The organism is Methyloversatilis sp. (assembly GCF_030698125.1).
GTDB lineage: Bacteria > Pseudomonadota > Gammaproteobacteria > Burkholderiales > Rhodocyclaceae > Methyloversatilis.
Genome location: NZ_JAUYNV010000008.1, coordinates 86,203 through 102,817, shown reverse-complemented (window position 1 = coordinate 102,817; position 16,615 = coordinate 86,203). Strand labels below are relative to the sequence as shown.

Genomic DNA, 16,615 nt, shown 5'->3' with positions numbered 1-16,615 from the left:
CATTGCGTCAGGGCTTCAGATCGACGGTCACCGACTCGGTCAGGTCGGCGCTGACCCTGATCGGACGCGGTGGCAGATCCGGCATGCCGAGACGCCGCGGGTGCCAGGCCTGCAGCAGATAATCACCGGGCGGCAGGTCGGCGATCTTTGCCGTACCGTCGTCACCCGACACGGCAAACCACGGGGTGTCGGCAACCAGGATGTAGGCAAGCATCTTGTCGTGGATATTGCAGCCGAGCACGACAACGCCCGGCTTGTCGAACACCACCGGCTTTGCTGGGGTACCGGCATACAGTTTCAGCTCGAATACCTTGGACGCCGAAAAGGAATACACATGGTGACGCACCGTGTCGTTGTTCGGAAACTCGACTGCGGCGCCGGTCTGCACCACGCTGACCAGAGGCACGAAGGTCTTCCTGACCTGTTCGATGCGGGCCGGGCGAGGCGCCGGCAGCGCGCCCCTGGCCACCGGCAACAGGGTCAGCACCACGCTGTCGAGCGCGCGCCCCGAAGTTTCACTGGTCTGGAAGGTGACGGTTGCGGCCTGCGCGGAACCCGTCAGAAGCACTGCGGAAAGCCCTGCCGCGCGCGTCATCCGTCCTGCCATGCAAGCCTGCTTCCGCACTCCTTTGACGCGCACGATCCCGCTACCCACAAACTGTCGATGCTCCGGCTAACGGCAGCAGGACGTCACCCTTTAGCGATGCCACCGCGCACCAGACGTCAGCCGGGAGGGGGGCGTCGGGGCGCCTGAAACAGACAAACTTGACGTCACTGCGCGTCGCGATCGCGACAGTTGCATGAAATTCATACAGGCAATTGATGAGTGCGCTAAAGGCTGCAGCGAATCGACCGTAACCCTTCATGGACTGCGCCCACGCGCCAGAAGACGTGAGCAACCCGCAGGCGCGAGGCTGTCAGGCCCCTTCATTCAATCAAGGACATCTCCATGCAGAGCGCCGCCCGTCTTCCCCTGCTGACGCTTGCCTCGACCGCCTGCCTGCTCACTGCCTGCGCCGGCACACCCGACATCGAAGGCCCGCCGCGCAAGGAAACCGTATTTGCGGTGACCCAGTCGCACCACCTGATCAGCTTCAATGCCGGCCAGCCGGGCAGGCTCTTGTCGGATGTCGCCCTGACCGGGCTGGATAGCGGCGAACAGCTGCTGGGCATCGACTACCGGGTCGCCCGGGGCGTCATGTTTGCGCTCGGCAGCAGCGGCCGCATCTTCACGGTAGATGTCGCCCGGGGTCAGCTCAAGCCGGTCGGCAGTGCGAAATTCGCCGCGCCGCTGAACGGTCGGCGCTTCGGCTTCGACTTCAATCCGGCCGCCGACCGCATCCGCATCGTGTCCGACACGCGGCAGAACCTGCGTACCCACCCGGATACCGGTGCGCTGGTCGACGCCGCACCCGACACCGCCGGCCTGCAGCCTGACGGCACGCTGACCTACGCCGAAGGCGACATCAACGCCGCGGTGGCGCCGAACATCGTCGCCGCCGGCTACACGTACAACCAGGAGGACGAAAAGCTCACGACCAATTTCGCGATCGACGCCGCCACCGGTGCGCTGGTGCGTCAGGGCTCGGTGGAAGGTGTGCAGCCGGTGGTGTCACCGAATACCGGCAAGCTGTTCACCGTCGGCGCGCTCGGCATCGCCGGACTGGCCGACGCGCACTTCGACATCGCCGACGTCAGCAACGACGCCTACGCCGCCGCCAGCACGGCGCAGGACGCCACGCCGCAGTTCTACCTGATCGACCTGAAAACCGGCGCGGCCAAGCGTCTGGGCAAGGTCGGCAAGGGCGAGCCGCTGCGCGGCATCGCCATCGAACCCTGATAGCGACCACCGGGGGAGGACAGAACAGCGCGCCCCCGTCCCGGGACGGGGGCGGCCGCGCGCTGCACATCGATGCCGGCAAGACCCCGGGAACGGTCAGAAGGTGCGTTTGACGAAGGCCAGCCAGTTCGGATCGCCCGGCTGCTTGCAGCCGTTGCCATTGCCGTTGCAGATCGGCAGGTAGGCGTTCTTGTCGACATTGGTGTCGACATATGACAGCCCGGCCTGCCAGCCACCTTCGAAGTTCCGGGTCACGCCCACCTTCCAGTCGGTGAAACTGTATTGGTCGTAGTGCTTCACGTCCTGACGGCCGACGTGAAGTTGTGCAGTCCAGCCGGGCAGGAATTCGTAATTGACGTTCGCCTCCAGGTAGCAGGAACCGTCAGAGTCACCACGGCCCATGCCCATGGAGCGGTCGTTGAAGCCGAAGTAGTCGGTCACCATCTGCGAGTACTTCACGTTCAGGAATTTCCAGGTCACCCCGGCATACAGCTCCAGCGAGTTGAAGTTCTCGCCGCTGCCGTTGTACTCGCCACCCGGGAACAGGAACTGCAGGAAGCCCACGTCCAGCGTGAAGTCGCCGATCGCGTGCGCATAGCCGCCATAGACGTCGATCTCGCCCACCGCGTTCGGCAGCGCATCGCCGCTGACATTGGTGCCCCACACGCCGAGGTAGAGGCCGCTCGAATGCGCCAGATCGAAGCCGCCCTGCACCGCGGGTTTCTCCTGCGAGTACGAAATGCCGCGGAAGATGTACTGCGAGAACACCCCCACGTTCGCGCTCACAGTGAAGGCTGGCACGGGCTCCTGAGCATGGGCAGGCAGCGGCAATGCCGCCATCAGCAACATGGGCAGCAGGACATCAAACCGGGTTCTTTTCATCGTTAAACGCTCCTCTTGCGGTGGTGAAATCGCCGGATCGATGCCCGGCGCGGGTAAGAAGGGAATGCGTCTGCAGCCAGCGCAGCGCCCGGGCGACTGCGTCGGCCGGCGCGCCCAGATGACAGCCGATGTCGGCCGGCACGATCGCTGCGCCCGCCTGCAGCAGCGCGTCGAGCCGGCCGAGATCAATACCGTCGATGAAGCGCACGCCCCGCGGATGTTCGGCGCTTACGACGACGCGGCGCTCGACGATGAATCCGTCCTCGACCACCGGCAACGTTGCGAACGCAGCCGGACCGGTGACGCGTGCGACGGACGGCCGCGTGGCCACCGGCTGCGTCACCCACTGCCAGAAGGGCTCGTCCTCCCAGTGCGTCTCGGCTGCGTAGTGCTGTCGCGCCACCTCGATGCGCGAGAAGAACACCGCTTCGATGCGCTCGCGCAGGTAGCCCCGCGCCAGTTCTGCCTGCGCCGGGCGCTGCAGCAGCGTCTTGATGACCGGCACCGTGGCAATGGCGCCGGAGGCCGCCTCGAACATGCCGTGGCCGGACAGCGGATCGCAGGTGTAGGCGGCGTCGCCGACACGCAGATAGCCGTTGCCGGCGACCGCGCCGCGCAGTGCCGCTTGTATGCCGCGCGCCCGCGCGGCACCGGTCGCCTTGAGCTGCCTGCCGAAGCGCTGCGGCAGGCGCGTGAGCTGCGCCAGCGCCGCCGCGTGCGCGAGATCGAGGTCACCGTCGAAGGCGGCCACGCTGGCCGGCCGCATGACAACCTGGATGTGTGCACAGCCCTGCGGATCGACACCGCCCCAGGCCCAGCCGGACGGGAAGGATTCGATGAAGGTGGTGCGCGGCTGCGCCCGCGCGCCGTCGAAGGTGCGACCCAGCGATACCAGCGTCGGGCCGGCGTGGAGATCGGGTGCCATCTTCGGCGCGGTATGGCCGCGACACTCGACGAGCAGTGCGGTGTCGGTGCGCTGCTGGCGTCCGTCGACGTCCTCCCAGCGCACGCACCAGCCACCGCCCTCGCCCCGCTCCAGCTCGCGCACAAGCCCGTCGCGCAAGTCGACGCCGGCCGCCCGCACGTCGCGCAGCAGCGCCGCGTCGAAGGCGACGCGATCGACGACGAACTCGCCGTTCATCTCGACCTCCTGCGCGTTCCAGCTCGACACGCGATGCCAGCGCGGGCCGAGCAGGGCGAGCGCTTCGTGACATCCGAGCTGCTTCAGCGCGGCGACCACGCGCTGCGACAGACCCTCGACCGCGGGCGCCGTGCGCGGCCGCCCGATCACCTGCGCCGGTATGTCGTGCCGCGCGAGTGCGATCGCCAGCAGGCTGGCGGCCGGACCGGTACCGAGTATCAGCAGTGGAATCATCGTTGCTGCGTCCGGTGCATGGGCAGCGGGCGCAATGCGAGCCACAGCGCGCCCAGCGAACTCAGCGTCAAACCGATCCACAGCAGCGACGCGAAAGGCAGCACACGCAGCACCACCACCGCCTGTGCGGCCTGCGGCCCGCCCTCGAGCGCCGCCACCGCGGACGAGGTGGCGACCCACAGCTGCAGGTCGCGCGCCCAGCCGCGGTCGATGAAGGGATGCAGCACATAGCCCGGCTGGTCGGCGTAGCGCGCATAACGGTAGTCGAGGATTTCGCAGATCTGGCGCACCGGACCGGCGTAGCCGGCGATCGCGCTGCGGGCGTCGCGATACAGCGTCTGCCCCTGCAGCACGCCCTGCTCCGGTGTCGCGATCTCGATCTGCGCCAGTGCGCGGAAACTGCCGCTGCCCTGCGTGCGACCGCCGTCGGGCACGCGGTCCACGTCGAGGCTGGTGACGCGAACGGCATAGCCCTGGTGCGCGCGTTGCCAGTCGCCATCGATATCGATCAGGTGCTGCGAATAGCCATTCAGCGCCGTCGCCAGCAGACCGCCCCACAGCGCGACCACCGCACCGAGATGCAGCAGGCCGAGCGGCAGCAGATGGCCGGCGGTGCGCCGGTTGCGCCAGGCGCCGTGCAGGCTCCAGACGGCACAGCCGAGCGCGAGATAGGCGCCCGCGATCAGCGCGGCGTCGATGCGTGGCAGCACGGCGACGATCTGCTGCGACAGCACGCCACTGCCGGCGTAGCCGTTCGCCAGCAGGCCGCCCCGTACGAACACCACTGCGCAAAGCAGCGTCGCGACAGCCAGCGTGATCCAGCCCAGCCGCGCCGACAGCCGGCGCGCGAAGAACCAGCCGCCGATCAGCCCGGCCGCGACCATGGGCAGCAGCAGCAGGCGCGCCAGCCCGTACCCATCGACGTCCCACTGGGCGAAGGCCGCGCGCAGCGCCGGCAGTTCGGAACCGCGTGCCCAGTTGCGCAGCGTTTCGAAGAAGGGCTTCAGGTCGTCCGGCCGCGGCAGGCCCTGTGCGCTGGCGTAGAAGGCCCAGGCGAGATGCGCCACTGCCGCCAGGCCGATGAACACGAAAATGAGCTGCGTCGCGCGCAAGCCCCAGGCGGCGAGGTTCAGGCGTTTCGCATTCGGCAGGGGTCGCACCGCGCGCAGTCCGTGCCGCCACGCAGCCAGCCCGGCCACCGACAGCAGGGCAGCCAGCGTCATGTGGGCCGCCCAGGTCGACGCGCCGACGTAGCGGTGCGAACTGGCCAGCACCTCGTTGCGCGTGACGCCCATCGCGACCGCGGTCAGCGCCGCCGCCGCCAGCGCGGCGAATGGCACCCAGCGCCACATCGTGCGGCCGGGCCGCCAGCCGCCGGCGCCGTGCAGGTGGGCGGCAAGCAGACACCAGACGGCGAACACCGCGGTCTGCACCGGGTCCCAGTGCCACACCTGCCCGTACATCGCGTCCTCGAAGGCCCACACCATGCCGAAGCCGATGCCGGCGGTGAGCAGCGCCCAGGCGCGTCGCGCGTGCATCAGCGCACTGCCCGGCCAGCGCGCGTCGTGACCGGCGAGTGCCGCCAGCGCGGGAGCGGCCAGCGACAGTGTCCATGCGTAGGCGGCGAGAATGAGCGGCGCATGCACCAGCATCCAGATATTCATCAGATGCGCATTCATGCCCTGCGACGCCGCCTTGTGCAGCCAGTCGACCGGCGTCGCCGCGAACGGGCCGAGCCAGGCGGCGGTCAGCGCATACCAGGCTGCCAGCAGGGCCGCGATGTCGATGCGCTGGCTGCGTTGCGCGGCGCCGCGTGCCGCCAGTGTGGCGAGGAAGGCGGCCAGCAGCAGCGTCGTACCTTCGTCGCCACCCCACAGATTGGCGAGCTTCAGGTGCAGCGGCAGTTCGGCGCCGCTGTATATCCACACGTAGCGCACGTCGAAGCGGTCGCCGAGCAGCAGCATGGCCAGCGCGATCAGCGCGCCCCACAGCAGGCCGGCCACGACGCGCAGCAGCGCGGAGCGCCGGACGGGCACCACCCCGGCCCACAGTGCGGCGGCACCGGCGGCTGCAAGCAGCACATTGCCAGCCGCCGGCAACACCGCACAGCCCAGCGCCGCCCCCAGCACGGCGCCCCACAGCAGGCGATCACGCATGACGGCGCTCCGGTCCGACATGGATCGCCGCTCGCTGCAGCCGCGCGCGCAGATCATCCGACGCGACGCCCTGCGCAAGCAGCGCGGCAATCAGCCCGCTCATCCGCGCGGCGGCGATGCTGGCGCCGCCGCCGTGCTCCGGGCGGCCGGGTTCGATCAGCGGGTGAGTGCCAAAATCGGCCACGGCGGTCGCCAGCCACGACACGTCGCCTGATGCGCAGCGCGCGTCGCCGGTCACCGCGATGCACTGTGCGAAGGCGGCCGGATACACCGGCGCACCGCGCGCCGGCGCCGAGGCGACCAGCACGATGCCGGCGTCGGCGGCGTCGCGACAGGCCTGCGCCAAGCGTGGGCTGGCAGTCGGCATGCCGAAGCTCATATTGATCAGTTGCACGCCCTGCCCGATCAGCCAGTAGAGGCCGTCGAGCACTGCGTCGACCGTGGTTTCACGGCTGCTCCCGAACACCTGCGCCACCGCCAGCCGCGCCTGCGGTGCGTGCGCGAGCACGCAGCGCGCGATCTGGCTGCCGTGGTCGCGCGCGTTGGCGCCCAGCGGCGCGCCGCCGGACACGGCGTACACCGCGTCGCCGATGCTGCGGTCCAGCGCACCGTCGAGCAGACCCACGCGAACGACGACGGTCATGCGGCGGCCTGCGGAAAATCGATGACGCGGTCGAAGGCGAGCTGCGACAGGTCACGGTGGCTCACCACGATGCGCGTCGCCTGCGGCAGCAGCGCGTCGATCGCCGCCAGCGTGCGCAGTTCGAGCGCGCCGTCGAGCGAGGAGATGCCCTCGTCGATCACCAGCAGGGCCGGCAACATCAGCAGCGCGCGCGCCAGCGCGACCCGCTGCCGCTCGCCGCCGGACAGCGAGGCGCCGCGCGGTCCGACCATGGCGTCCAGCCCGTCGGGCAGACGCGACAGGAAGTCGCTCACGCCGGCCGCCTGCGCCGCCTGCCCGACCTCGTCGCGACTCGCGTCAGGCCGGCCGTAGCGGATGTTGTCGAGCAGCGAGCCGGTGAACAGCACCGCCTCCTGCGACACCACGACAATGTGCCGACGCAGCGTCGCGCGGTCGATGGCTTTCAGGTTCACGCCGCCGATGGACATCCAGCCGGCCGACGGTTCGAAGTGGCGGTGCAGCAGATCGATGAAGGTGGACTTGCCGCTGCCCGAGTCACCGCGCAGCCACACGCGCGCACCGGCGGGAATGGTCAGATTCAGTCCGGAGAAGGCCGCGCGCGCGGCACCCGGATAGGTGAAGGCGAGGTCGCGCACCATCAGGTCGCCGACCGGGAAGGCGTTGCCCGGCAAGGGAGCCGCATCGTCCGGCACGTCGAGCGCGCGCAGTTCGTCGACGCGGTTCAGGCCGACCTTCACGCGCTGCCACTGCAGGTAGAGCCCCATCAGCGCATGCAGCGGCGCGCTGGCGCGCTGCACGCAGGTGGCGAAGGCAACCAGCGTACCCAGCGTCAGCGCCTCGCCGGCCAGCATCGACAGGCTGCCGCCGACGAAGATGCCGATTACCGCCAGCGACAGCAGCAGATTGGGAAAGGCGCCGCCCAGATAGCCGAACAGCTGCAGCGACAGCAGACGCTCGCGCACCGTGCCGTGCAGCGCACCAAGTTGTTCCCGCTCGCGCTTCTCGGCGGCGTGCGTCTGTATGCAGCGCACCGCGCCGATCTTCTCGACCAGGAAGCTCGACACCTCGACACCGGCGTCGCGCGACTGTTGCGACAGCTTCTCGATGCGCGGTCGCACCCAGGACAACACGATGCTGTTGAGCACCATCAACAGTGCGAGGAAAAACGCGAGCTTGGGACTGAGCAGCCAGAGCAGCACGACGGTGCCGATCAGCGTGAGCACCGAATTGATCGCCGACAGCACGGCGTCGACCGCGAAGCGCTGCACTTCGCCCAGATCGCCTTCCAGCCGCGTCAGCAGGTCGCCCTGGCGCATGCGCGCGAAGAAGGCCGGCGACAGCCGCAGCACATGCGCGAACAGCGATTCGCGCATGCGGTGGAGAATGCGGGCCGACGCCGCCACGTGGATGCGGCGGCAGGCGAAGCCGACCGCCAGCGCGAACAGCGCCAGCCCGACCATCCAGCCGCCGCTCGCCAGCACCGCCGCGCGATCGTGCGCGAGGATGCCGTCGTCGATCAGCGCCCGGGTCAGCAGCGGCTGGGCCAGCCCGGCCAGCACGGCCAGCGTGGACAGCAGAAGCACGGCGGCCAGCGCCGGCCACTCGGGCCGGATGAAGTCGCCTGCCCAGCGGTAGAGCGCGCCGAGACGACGGCCGCCCTGCGCCGCAGGCGCCGCCGCGGCCGGCGCGACGCCCGCCGCGGGCACATGCAGTGCTTCTGCCCTCATGCCGCTCAGCGCTGGAAGATGCGCAGCGAGGTGAGTACCTGATCGCCACCGCCCGGCGTGCGGATGTTGCCGATGCGCTTCAGCGTGGCGCTGTCATACACCGCGATGTCGCCCTGGGTGCCGCCGATGTACAGCTCCTTGCCGTCGCTCGACACATTCACGTTGTAGTAGGTGTGGTCGAGATCGACGCGGTCCATCCTGCCGGTCTTCGTGTTCACCTTGGTGAGCTGGGTATAGACGGTATAGGTTTCGTCGCGGCGCACCGGGTTCACCACGCTCGAGAACAGCACGACGCCGGCATTCTCGAACTCCTTGAAATGCACCGTGTCCTTTTCGAGGTCAAGCGTCCAGATGCCGGCGCGGAGTGCTGACGGATCGCCTTCCGGCTTGTTCGCGTAGGCAACGTAGTAGGGCGTGGCGAACACATTGGTCTGTTCCCACTGCGGCCAGATTGCCAGCGTGTCCGGCTCGCCCTGCTCGCCGTTCTTCCAGCTGCGCCACGGGTGCTTTCCTTTGACCGCGCCGGTCTGCGGGTCGAGCTTGAGCATGTCCCAGCTGAAGGCGTACAGCGTGTCGCCCTTTGCCGACCAGGCCAGCGTGGACACGCGGCGCGGCACCTTGAGCTTGCGTGCCGGCTCGGCGTCGGTGCCGGCGTCGGTGCGGTAGATCGCGATGTAGGGATCGAGCACCTTGTACTCGCCCGGCAGCAGTTGGGTCGGATTCACATAGACGGCCAGTTCCTTGCCATCCGGACTCAGGTCCATCGGGAAGGGAGACTTGCCGCGGATGTCGCCGCCGGACAGTTCGGCGCGGAACACTTCCTTGCCGCTGTCCAGATCGATGCCGGACACGGTTTCCCAGCGGTTGTGGATGACGTAGGCGGTCTTGCCGTCACGCGAATGCACCAGCGTGATCGGGCTGTTGCCCATCGAGGTGTTCGGAATGGTGTGCGTCTTCACCACCTTGCGTTCCTTCGCGTCCATCACGAACACGAGGTTGGGGCGCGCGGCGGTCACCAGGTAGTCCTTGGCCGCGAGGGCTGTGGCCGGGAGGGCGCCGAACAGTGCGACGCCGAAGCTGGCGGCCAGTGCGGCCGCCGTGGTCTTGATCTTCATGAGCAGGTATTCCTCCGTTTGCATTCGCAGGCTTATTTCGGGAACACGCTCTGCAGCGTGTTCCAATCGCGCGCAGCGTCGTCCTTCCCGGTGTTCCAGTCCGGGTAGTTGTGCAGCGTGTCCGGCACCTGGGCCGGCCACCAGCAGGGGTCGGAACAGCCGTACAAGTCGGCTTCCATCGGCTGGCACAGACCGGCCACGCCAAGGAAGGGGTCCAGTTCCCAGCCCGGATCGAAAGTTGTGGAGCAGCCGGCAACGGCGGCGGTCATCGCGACCACCTTCTCGACCGCCTCCTCGTTCGGGGCTGCTTCGATCTGGTGGGCCTTGCGGTTCAGCGGTTTCAAGCGGTTCATAGTTCGGAGCTCCTGTTCGCGACATGCTTGTGGAGGAAGGCGGGGTTCTTTTCGAGGATTTCGAGATAGGCCTCGATGCCGAAATCGACCCACTCCCTGAGCAGTTCGCAGTAGTGATAAACGGGCGAATGCGGGTCACTGAAGTTGGCGTAGGACTCGTGGTAGCAACCGCCCGAGCAGAGATTGCGGATGCGGCAGGTCGAACAGCCGCGCTCGGAACGGTCGAGCGCGGCTTCCAGGAAGGCTCCCAGTTCCACCTTGGCGATGCCGGTATCGACGTTGCCGAAGGTCGGCAGCGCCGAGCCGGTGAAGCGGTGGCAGAGGTTCAGGTCGCCCTTGTGGTCGACCGCCAGCAGGCCGATGCCGGCACCGCAGGGCAGCGCCTTGCGGCGCCCCTCGTACAGGTCGGACAGCATCTGGTGCATGTTCGAGAAGCCGATGTTCCGGCCCTCGACCGCGGCGGCGACGTATTCGCGGCCCAGCGTCTTCATCGCGTCGAACACCGCGCGCAGCTCGTCACCGACCAGATTGAAGGTGGTGACCGGGTTGCTGGTGACCGGCGCGAAGCCCACTTCGGCGAAGCCGAGTTCGTCCTTCAGGTGATGGTGGATGGCCGCCACGTCGGAATAGCCTGCGGTCAGCGTGACCCGCGCACCGACCGCCCGCGAGGTGTAGCGCGACAGCAGCATGCGCGCCTTCTTTGCCACCACCTCGTAGGTGCCCTTGCCGCCTACGGTCTTGCGGCGCAGGTCATGCACCGCCTGCGGGCCGTCCATGCTGATCGAGATGCCGAACGAGTGCTCGTTGAACCAGTCGGCGATCTCTTCGGTGAGCAGCGTGGCGTTGGTGGTGAGCGAGAAGTCGACCTGTTTCCCTTCCTCGCGGCAGCGCTCCTCCGCGTAGGCGGTGACCGCCTTGATCAGCCGCATGTTCGACAGCGGCTCGCCGCCGAAGAACACCACGTTGACGCGGTCGCGTTTCGCCCCTTCCTTCAGCAGCAGTTCGATGCTCTTCTTCGCCTTGTCGAAGTCGAGCTTCTCGCCCCTGGACGGGGTGGTCAGGTCTTCCTTGTAGCAATAGGTGCAGCTCAGGTTGCAGCCGGTATTCACGTTCAGCACGATGGTGCTGAGCGGAAATTCGGTCACGCTGATCCCTGCACCGCGGTCGGCCACGGCAGGGCCGCCGCGCAGCACACCCAGCGACTTCAGATCCTCGATCGCGCCGGCGATCAGCGTCGGCGAACCGTTGCCCGAGAAGCGTTGCAGCAGCGCCTCGAAACTCACGGTCGTCATCGGCCGCACGAAATCGAGCACCTCGGCCGTCACACCGTCCAGATCGAAGATGCCGGTGCTGGGCACGTGCAGCAGCACGCGCCGGCCCTTCACATCCACGTCGTGGAAGGCGTGCGTATCGACGTAAAGCAGATTGGCTTCGGTCATGATGGCTTTTCCGGTGATGGCCCGCACTCAGCGGATCGGGGGATCATTGAAGCGCTGCACCGTCACGATCAGCGGCGCAGTGGCCTTGACCGTGCGGGTGCCGTCCTTGACCGCTGCGGTCACCTTCAGCTCGCCCGCGTTGTTGGTGCGGTACTTGCGCTGCGGGTTGGGACCCGCATCGTTGGTCATGAACAGGCCGTTCTGGTCGATGCGGCCAGCGAATCTGGCGTCCTTCATCTCGGCGGCAACCTTGTTCAGGTTGTCGAAGGACCAGGCTGCGGGCATGGCACCGAGCAACAGATCGTCGGCAGTGCCCTGCTTCCCGTCAGGCCCTACGGTGTAGGCCAGCGCCTCCAGCTGGGCCGGCACCTTGTTCATCGAGCCGCCGTTGCCGCCGACACGGGCCATCGGATGGTCGGGCGTGATCTTCACGTAGTCGATGCGCTGATAGACCTTGAGCGCTTCGCCGCTGCGTGCGTCGCCAACCTTCACTTCGCGCGGGCCGCTGACCGCGTCCTTCGCCGACTCGACCTCGACCACTACGCGATCAAGGCTGCGCTCGGCCACCGACAGCACCTTCACGCCACTGCCCAGACTCACGTCGCCGTCGAGACCGACGCCGTTGATGACCAGGCGACTGCGAGTACCCGCCTTCAGCGCGGCCGGCTGCACCGACAGCACGGCGGGCTGTGCACCGTCCGCACGGACTGCACGCAGCACCCCGCCTATCGCGTCGTAACCCGACTCGAACCAGCGACCGGACAGCGCACGGCCGCCGTCGGCCAGCGTCATGACCTGGTTGATTTCGCGTTCGCCGCTTTTCAGCGTCGCGCGCCATTCGTGACCGGTGTAGACGAGGGCCGATCCGGTCAGCTGTTCGCTCGTGCCGTTCTCGTAGCGCACGGTCATGCTGACCGAATAGGCGTCGTTGCCGGTGCGCGTTACGGTGGCCGTGCCTTCGTAGGCGCCGGCGCCCGGCTTGTGGCCGACCAGGCGCCAGTTGCCGCTCGCGTCGGCCGGCTTCTGCGCCTTCCACTTGTTCCAGCTGTCGGACTCGAAGCCATACACCTTGCCCAGCTCGACCGAGGCGTCGCCGACGGCGATGTCGAACCAGTTTCGATCGCGGCCGCCGGCCTGGATTTCGATGGCCGGAAACTGGCCGACGTGGAAGTGCACCAGCTTGCGCCAGTCCGCCTCGGTGCGGCGCTGTACCGCGATGCGCCCGTAGGAGTGGCAGCGCGCGCAGGTGTCGCCGATCAGCTTGTTCTCCGGGTGCTCGACCACGCTGGGCGTACGGTCAACGATGTAGCGGTGCGCCGCCGATTCGTCCGGCGACAACCCGTAGGCATCCGAGAGGTATTTGACGATGGCGCTGCGCTCGTCATGCGTCATCTTCACGCCGTGAGCGAAGCCCATGCGCGCGACCGTCATATCCCAACCTTCCGGTGTGCGACGGCTTTCACTGATGCGGTCCCACCTGCCGTCCCCCTTGGCGGTGTGACAGGATGCGCACTTGGTGTTGACCAGTGCCTCGCGCGCCGGAGCGACCGCATGGGCGCCCCCGACGTAGAGCTGGGTGACCAGGCCGGCAGCGAGCGCAAGCGCACGCGGCGACGTCCTGCTGAGTACTGTTCTGTGCATCGAGTACCTCTTGAGTTGTTGGGCGATGAAGGCCGCTCGCTGACTGCGCGGCGTCTGTTGATCACGGCGTTGGCGGAGCCCGCCGGCCGTTGATCGACTATAGGAGTGGGGTGGGCACGGGCGTTATCGCGAACCGGCCAGAGGTTCCGTCCGCAATATCAAGAATCGGCCCGTTCGTCCGGATGATGTCGGGCCGCGTATTGCCGAGCCCGGGCGCCGGGCCTACCATCGGTTTCAGAGGGTTCCGGACGCGCCGGCCAGCAACCGGTGCAGACGTTCGCAGGCCCGCCGATACAACGAACGCCGCCATCTTCACGAAGCGTCATCCGTACTGCCACGCAGCAGGGGTTGCGCCGGTCACGAGCGGCGAAGGGAGTGAGCGTGAATACCGTTGAATCCACCGGCGAGACGCTATCGCATGGGCAGCCAGTCGTGCCCCAGTTGTGCTGTTTCGTCACCGAGGACCCTTGCCAGCACGCGGACAGCCTGCCGCAGTGGTCACAGGAGTACATGCAGCTGACCAGCGGCGAGTTTCGCGGTCGTATCGTCGAAATGACGACCGGCCCGGTGCAACTGTTCCGCGAATCGATGGACCAGGTGATCGACGAGAAGGGCCATCCGCGTCCGTCGTCCTACACCGTCGGCGTGCCGATGAACGTGCATCCGGAAGGTTACTGGCAGGCGCAGGAAGTCCAGCGCGACAGCCTGCTGACACTGCTGCCGGGCGAGGAACTTCACTTCCGTACGCCCAGGATGTCCGACATCTTCGTTGCCGTGATCGACGCCGATACCCTGGAGACCTACGCCGAATCGGTGCTGGGGCGCGAGGTGGCCAGTGAAGTGGCGAGCGTGCTGGCGCGAACGCAGATGCAGACCCTGCACTCGGGCGCAGCAATGCGTTACCGGCAGGTGCTGCACGAGGTCATGTGTTGCGTGCAGGCGACGCCCGAGGTTCTGCGGCACGCCGCCTCATGCCAGGCGGTGTCGGAATCCATCATCAACGCATCGCTCACGGCGCTGCTGTCGATCTCCGATAAAGCCGAACGCAGCCGCGGCGGCCACGCCATTCACCGCGCCATCGTCGAACGCGCACGCCAGTACATACTCGCCAACCGCGACGCGCCGCCTTCGGTCAGCGATCTGAGCGCACACCTGAAGATGAGCCGGCGCGGCCTGCACCACGCATTCATCAACGTGCTGGGCATCAGCCCGGTCACCTTCCTGCGCTACGTGCGCCTGCACGGCGTGCGCAAGGACCTGCTGCACGGCGGCCCGACCATGTCGGTCGGCAGTGCCGCCTGCAAGTGGGGCTTCTGGCATATGGGCATGTTCTCGTCCTACTACAAGGCGCTGTTCGGCGAGTCACCATCGTCCACGCTGAAGCGCCCGCCGCGGGTACATGTCCAGCCCTGGTCGTCGGGCGGCGGCGACTGGCTGTTCCCCGGGCTGGCGGATCAATAGAACGGCCGCTGGCTTGACACCGGACGAAGGAACACTCGGATGTCGTCATGTGCCGCTGTCGACGCCGAGGCTGGGCGCGAGATTCCCGGCCTGCTCGCCGATGGCCACAGCAACACGGAGAACGTTCTCGTCGCGCGTCGGCCGCGCCAGGCAAACATCAAGAACAGGCTTGAAGCGGACGCGTGGGCACTGAAGAAGCCGCCGTTCCGGTTAATGATGGCGGGCTGGAATGTTGCGATGCGCAGTCACGAAGCCAAAGAGAAAAGTCTGACGAACGGGATCGACACCCTGGCTGCGGAGGGACGGGCATGACACGTCCAACCCCTCCCTCTTCACCCCCGAAACTCGACTACACGGCTGTACACGCGGACATCGTCGCGCTGCTGGAGGCCGCCCGGCGGGCCGCCGCGCGCAGCGTCAATGCACTGATGACGGCCTCTTACTGGGAAATCGGCCGACGCATCGTCGAGTTCGAACAGGGTGGCAAAGACCGGGCAGAGTACGGGCAAGCACTCTTGAAGCGCCTGTCCGCCGACCTGTCGGCCCGCTTCGGGCGCGGCTTCGGGGTGGACTCGCTCGAATCCATGCGCCTTTTCTACAAGACCTATCCGCCCGAAAACATTTCCGAATCACTGATTCGGAAATTGCCCCCTGGCGCGCAGCCGCCGAATTCCGAACCGTCGATTCGGAATTTCGATCTGCACCAGTTGGCCCAGGTGTTTCCTCTGTCCTGGACGCATTACATCCACCTGATGCGCCGCACCCGGTCCGCCGAGGAGCGCGCGTTCTACGAAGCCGAAGCACTGCGCGGCGGATGGAGCGTGCGCCAGCTCGATCGCCAGATCGGCAGCCAGTTCTACACGCGGGCGCTGCTGTCGAAGAACAAGCGGGACATGCTGGAAAAAGGCGGCCAGCCCCAACCCGGCGAGCTCGTCACGGCAGACGACGCCATCAAGGATCCCTACGTTCTCGAGTTTCTTGACCTCAAGGACGAGTACTCTGAATCGGATCTCGAAGACGCGCTGATCCACCGCCTTGAAGATTTCCTGCTCGAACTGGGCAGCGACTTCACCTTCGTCGGCCGCCAGAGACGGCTGCGCATCGACGAAAGCTGGTTTCGCGTTGACTTGCTGTTCTTTCATCGTCGCCTGCGCTGTCTGGTCATCATCGACCTGAAACTGACCGCGCTCACCCATGCCGACGTGGGCCAGATGCACATGTATTGCAACTACGCCCGCGAGCACTGGACGCTACCCGACGAAAACCCGCCGGTCGGCCTGATTCTTTGCGCACGGGCCGGATCCGCCCTGGCCCGCTACGCACTGGACGGCCTGCCGAACAAGATCATGGCCGCCGAATACCAGACCGTGCTGCCGGACGTTGAACTGCTGCAGGCCGAACTGGAGAAAACGAGGCGTGAACTGGAAGCGCGACAGATCGCGCGGCGCGGTACCGCGGAGGACGGCGAATGAAGGCGGAATCGATACCATTGGAAGAACCGTGTTCAGCCGTTCTGGCAACACGTCTGGCCAAAGTCCCGCATCCTCGCCACGCCTCGAATCGCTAATTCATTCCCCAGGTTGGCGACTGCAGCCCGATCTGAGTTCCCCGTTGCGTTGGCTGCAGTGAAAGACTGGCTGCAACCGCTTGAACATCCGGGTGACATAGTACGTCGGCTGCACCAATCGGGCTTGTGTCAGCGCTTCGCAGCGGACGCACTACTTCTGCTGAATGCCGTAATGACCGACGCACACGGGTTACCCCGCGAATTAGCGCAACGCCTGGATGAAATCGTGCGTGCGGCTTCCGAGCTTGAACAAGACACGCGCTATCAGCGGTTGCGCGAATACGTGCGCAGACGAAGCAACTGATACACGGAACCGAAGAAACGCTGTAATCGCCAGGATGAACGACCACCCTCACAGAGGACAAGTCGGTGCTGCGGGTGCAACGGCCGAAGCAAACATGGCGGTGGATGACCAA

The 16,615-nt window shown here is 66.9% G+C and carries 14 protein-coding genes; 4 read left to right on the top strand and 10 right to left on the bottom strand.

From position 1 onward, the window contains the following. Positions 1 to 7 precede the first annotated feature (7 nt). On the bottom strand, positions 8 to 568 hold the full coding sequence (locus Q8Q80_RS04385) for a methylamine utilization protein (protein WP_371132693.1): 561 nt from the start codon (positions 566 to 568) through the stop codon (positions 8 to 10). A gap of 381 nt (positions 569 to 949) precedes the next feature. Between Q8Q80_RS04385 and Q8Q80_RS04380 the strand changes: the two genes are divergently transcribed. Continuing rightward, positions 950 to 1,840, top strand: coding sequence for a DUF4394 domain-containing protein (locus Q8Q80_RS04380; RefSeq protein ID WP_305631750.1), 891 nt, complete (start codon positions 950 to 952; stop codon positions 1,838 to 1,840). 96 nt (positions 1,841 to 1,936) lie between these two features. Here Q8Q80_RS04380 and Q8Q80_RS04375 read toward each other — a convergent pair whose 3' ends face one another. The 9 genes from Q8Q80_RS04375 to peaA are packed head-to-tail and all read right to left on the bottom strand — an operon-like array spanning position 1,937 to position 13,171. Continuing rightward, complete coding sequence (locus Q8Q80_RS04375; protein WP_305631749.1) at positions 1,937 to 2,722, bottom strand: TorF family putative porin; 786 nt, start codon at positions 2,720 to 2,722, stop codon at positions 1,937 to 1,939. Then, positions 2,703 to 4,097 carry an NAD(P)/FAD-dependent oxidoreductase gene (locus Q8Q80_RS04370; protein ID WP_305631748.1) on the bottom strand — a complete coding sequence of 465 codons (1,395 nt, stop codon included), beginning with the start codon at positions 4,095 to 4,097 and terminating at the stop codon, positions 2,703 to 2,705. Before Q8Q80_RS04370 ends, Q8Q80_RS04375 begins: the two co-directional genes overlap by 20 nt. After that, positions 4,094 to 6,253, bottom strand: a complete 2,160-nt coding sequence (gene ccsA, locus Q8Q80_RS04365; RefSeq protein ID WP_305631747.1) for a cytochrome c biogenesis protein CcsA — start codon at positions 6,251 to 6,253, stop codon at positions 4,094 to 4,096. Before ccsA ends, Q8Q80_RS04370 begins: the two co-directional genes overlap by 4 nt. Then, on the bottom strand, positions 6,246 to 6,896 hold the full coding sequence (locus tag Q8Q80_RS04360) for a S8 family serine peptidase (RefSeq protein WP_305631746.1): 651 nt from the start codon (positions 6,894 to 6,896) through the stop codon (positions 6,246 to 6,248). The genes ccsA and Q8Q80_RS04360 overlap by 8 nt, the downstream gene beginning before the upstream one ends. Then, positions 6,893 to 8,623: an ABC transporter ATP-binding protein gene (locus Q8Q80_RS04355; protein ID WP_305631745.1), complete on the bottom strand. Its 1,731-nt coding sequence runs from the start codon at positions 8,621 to 8,623 to the stop codon at positions 6,893 to 6,895. Before Q8Q80_RS04355 ends, Q8Q80_RS04360 begins: the two co-directional genes overlap by 4 nt. Before the next feature lie 5 nt (positions 8,624 to 8,628). Then, a complete protein-coding gene (peaD, locus tag Q8Q80_RS04350; RefSeq protein ID WP_305631744.1) occupies positions 8,629 to 9,738 on the bottom strand; it encodes a quinohemoprotein amine dehydrogenase subunit beta in 1,110 nt (369 codons plus the stop codon). Positions 9,739 to 9,770: 32 nt separating this feature from the next. Next, positions 9,771 to 10,091, bottom strand: coding sequence for a quinohemoprotein amine dehydrogenase subunit gamma (qhpC, locus tag Q8Q80_RS04345; RefSeq protein WP_305614240.1), 321 nt, complete (start codon positions 10,089 to 10,091; stop codon positions 9,771 to 9,773). Further along, positions 10,088 to 11,530, bottom strand: a complete 1,443-nt coding sequence (gene peaB, locus Q8Q80_RS04340) for a quinohemoprotein amine dehydrogenase maturation protein (protein ID WP_305631743.1) — start codon at positions 11,528 to 11,530, stop codon at positions 10,088 to 10,090. The genes qhpC and peaB overlap by 4 nt, the downstream gene beginning before the upstream one ends. Positions 11,531 to 11,557: 27 nt before the next feature. Further along, complete coding sequence (gene peaA / locus Q8Q80_RS04335; RefSeq protein WP_305631742.1) at positions 11,558 to 13,171, bottom strand: quinohemoprotein amine dehydrogenase subunit alpha; 1,614 nt, start codon at positions 13,169 to 13,171, stop codon at positions 11,558 to 11,560. A 381-nt stretch (positions 13,172 to 13,552) separates the two neighbouring features. On the opposite strand from peaA, the gene Q8Q80_RS04330 reads away from it, so the two are divergent. The 3 genes from Q8Q80_RS04330 to Q8Q80_RS04320 all read left to right on the top strand — a co-directional run bounded on the left by Q8Q80_RS04330 (position 13,553) and on the right by Q8Q80_RS04320 (position 16,503). Then, the gene (locus Q8Q80_RS04330; protein WP_305631741.1) at positions 13,553 to 14,632 is read left to right on the top strand and encodes a helix-turn-helix domain-containing protein; all 1,080 of its coding nucleotides are present in this window, start codon (positions 13,553 to 13,555) and stop codon (positions 14,630 to 14,632) included. Positions 14,633 to 14,814: 182 nt separating this feature from the next. Beyond that, positions 14,815 to 16,104: a YhcG family protein gene (locus Q8Q80_RS04325; RefSeq protein ID WP_305631740.1), complete on the top strand. Its 1,290-nt coding sequence runs from the start codon at positions 14,815 to 14,817 to the stop codon at positions 16,102 to 16,104. Between the two features lie 153 nt (positions 16,105 to 16,257). Next, positions 16,258 to 16,503, top strand: coding sequence for a hypothetical protein (locus tag Q8Q80_RS04320; RefSeq protein WP_305631739.1), 246 nt, complete (start codon positions 16,258 to 16,260; stop codon positions 16,501 to 16,503). Positions 16,504 to 16,615 lie beyond the last annotated feature (112 nt).

Coding starts and splice junctions, on each gene's coding strand:
- Q8Q80_RS04380 (WP_305631750.1), top strand. CDS start 950: ATGCAGAGCGCCGCCCGTCTTCCCCTGCTGACGCTTGCCTCGACCGCC.
- Q8Q80_RS04375 (WP_305631749.1), bottom strand. CDS start 2,722: ATGAAAAGAACCCGGTTTGATGTCCTGCTGCCCATGTTGCTGATGGCG.
- Q8Q80_RS04370 (WP_305631748.1), bottom strand. CDS start 4,097: ATGATTCCACTGCTGATACTCGGTACCGGTCCGGCCGCCAGCCTGCTG.
- ccsA (WP_305631747.1), bottom strand. CDS start 6,253: ATGCGTGATCGCCTGCTGTGGGGCGCCGTGCTGGGGGCGGCGCTGGGC.
- Q8Q80_RS04360 (WP_305631746.1), bottom strand. CDS start 6,896: ATGACCGTCGTCGTTCGCGTGGGTCTGCTCGACGGTGCGCTGGACCGC.
- Q8Q80_RS04355 (WP_305631745.1), bottom strand. CDS start 8,623: ATGAGGGCAGAAGCACTGCATGTGCCCGCGGCGGGCGTCGCGCCGGCC.
- peaD (WP_305631744.1), bottom strand. CDS start 9,738: ATGAAGATCAAGACCACGGCGGCCGCACTGGCCGCCAGCTTCGGCGTC.
- qhpC (WP_305614240.1), bottom strand. CDS start 10,091: ATGAACCGCTTGAAACCGCTGAACCGCAAGGCCCACCAGATCGAAGCA.
- peaB (WP_305631743.1), bottom strand. CDS start 11,530: ATGACCGAAGCCAATCTGCTTTACGTCGATACGCACGCCTTCCACGAC.
- peaA (WP_305631742.1), bottom strand. CDS start 13,171: ATGCACAGAACAGTACTCAGCAGGACGTCGCCGCGTGCGCTTGCGCTC.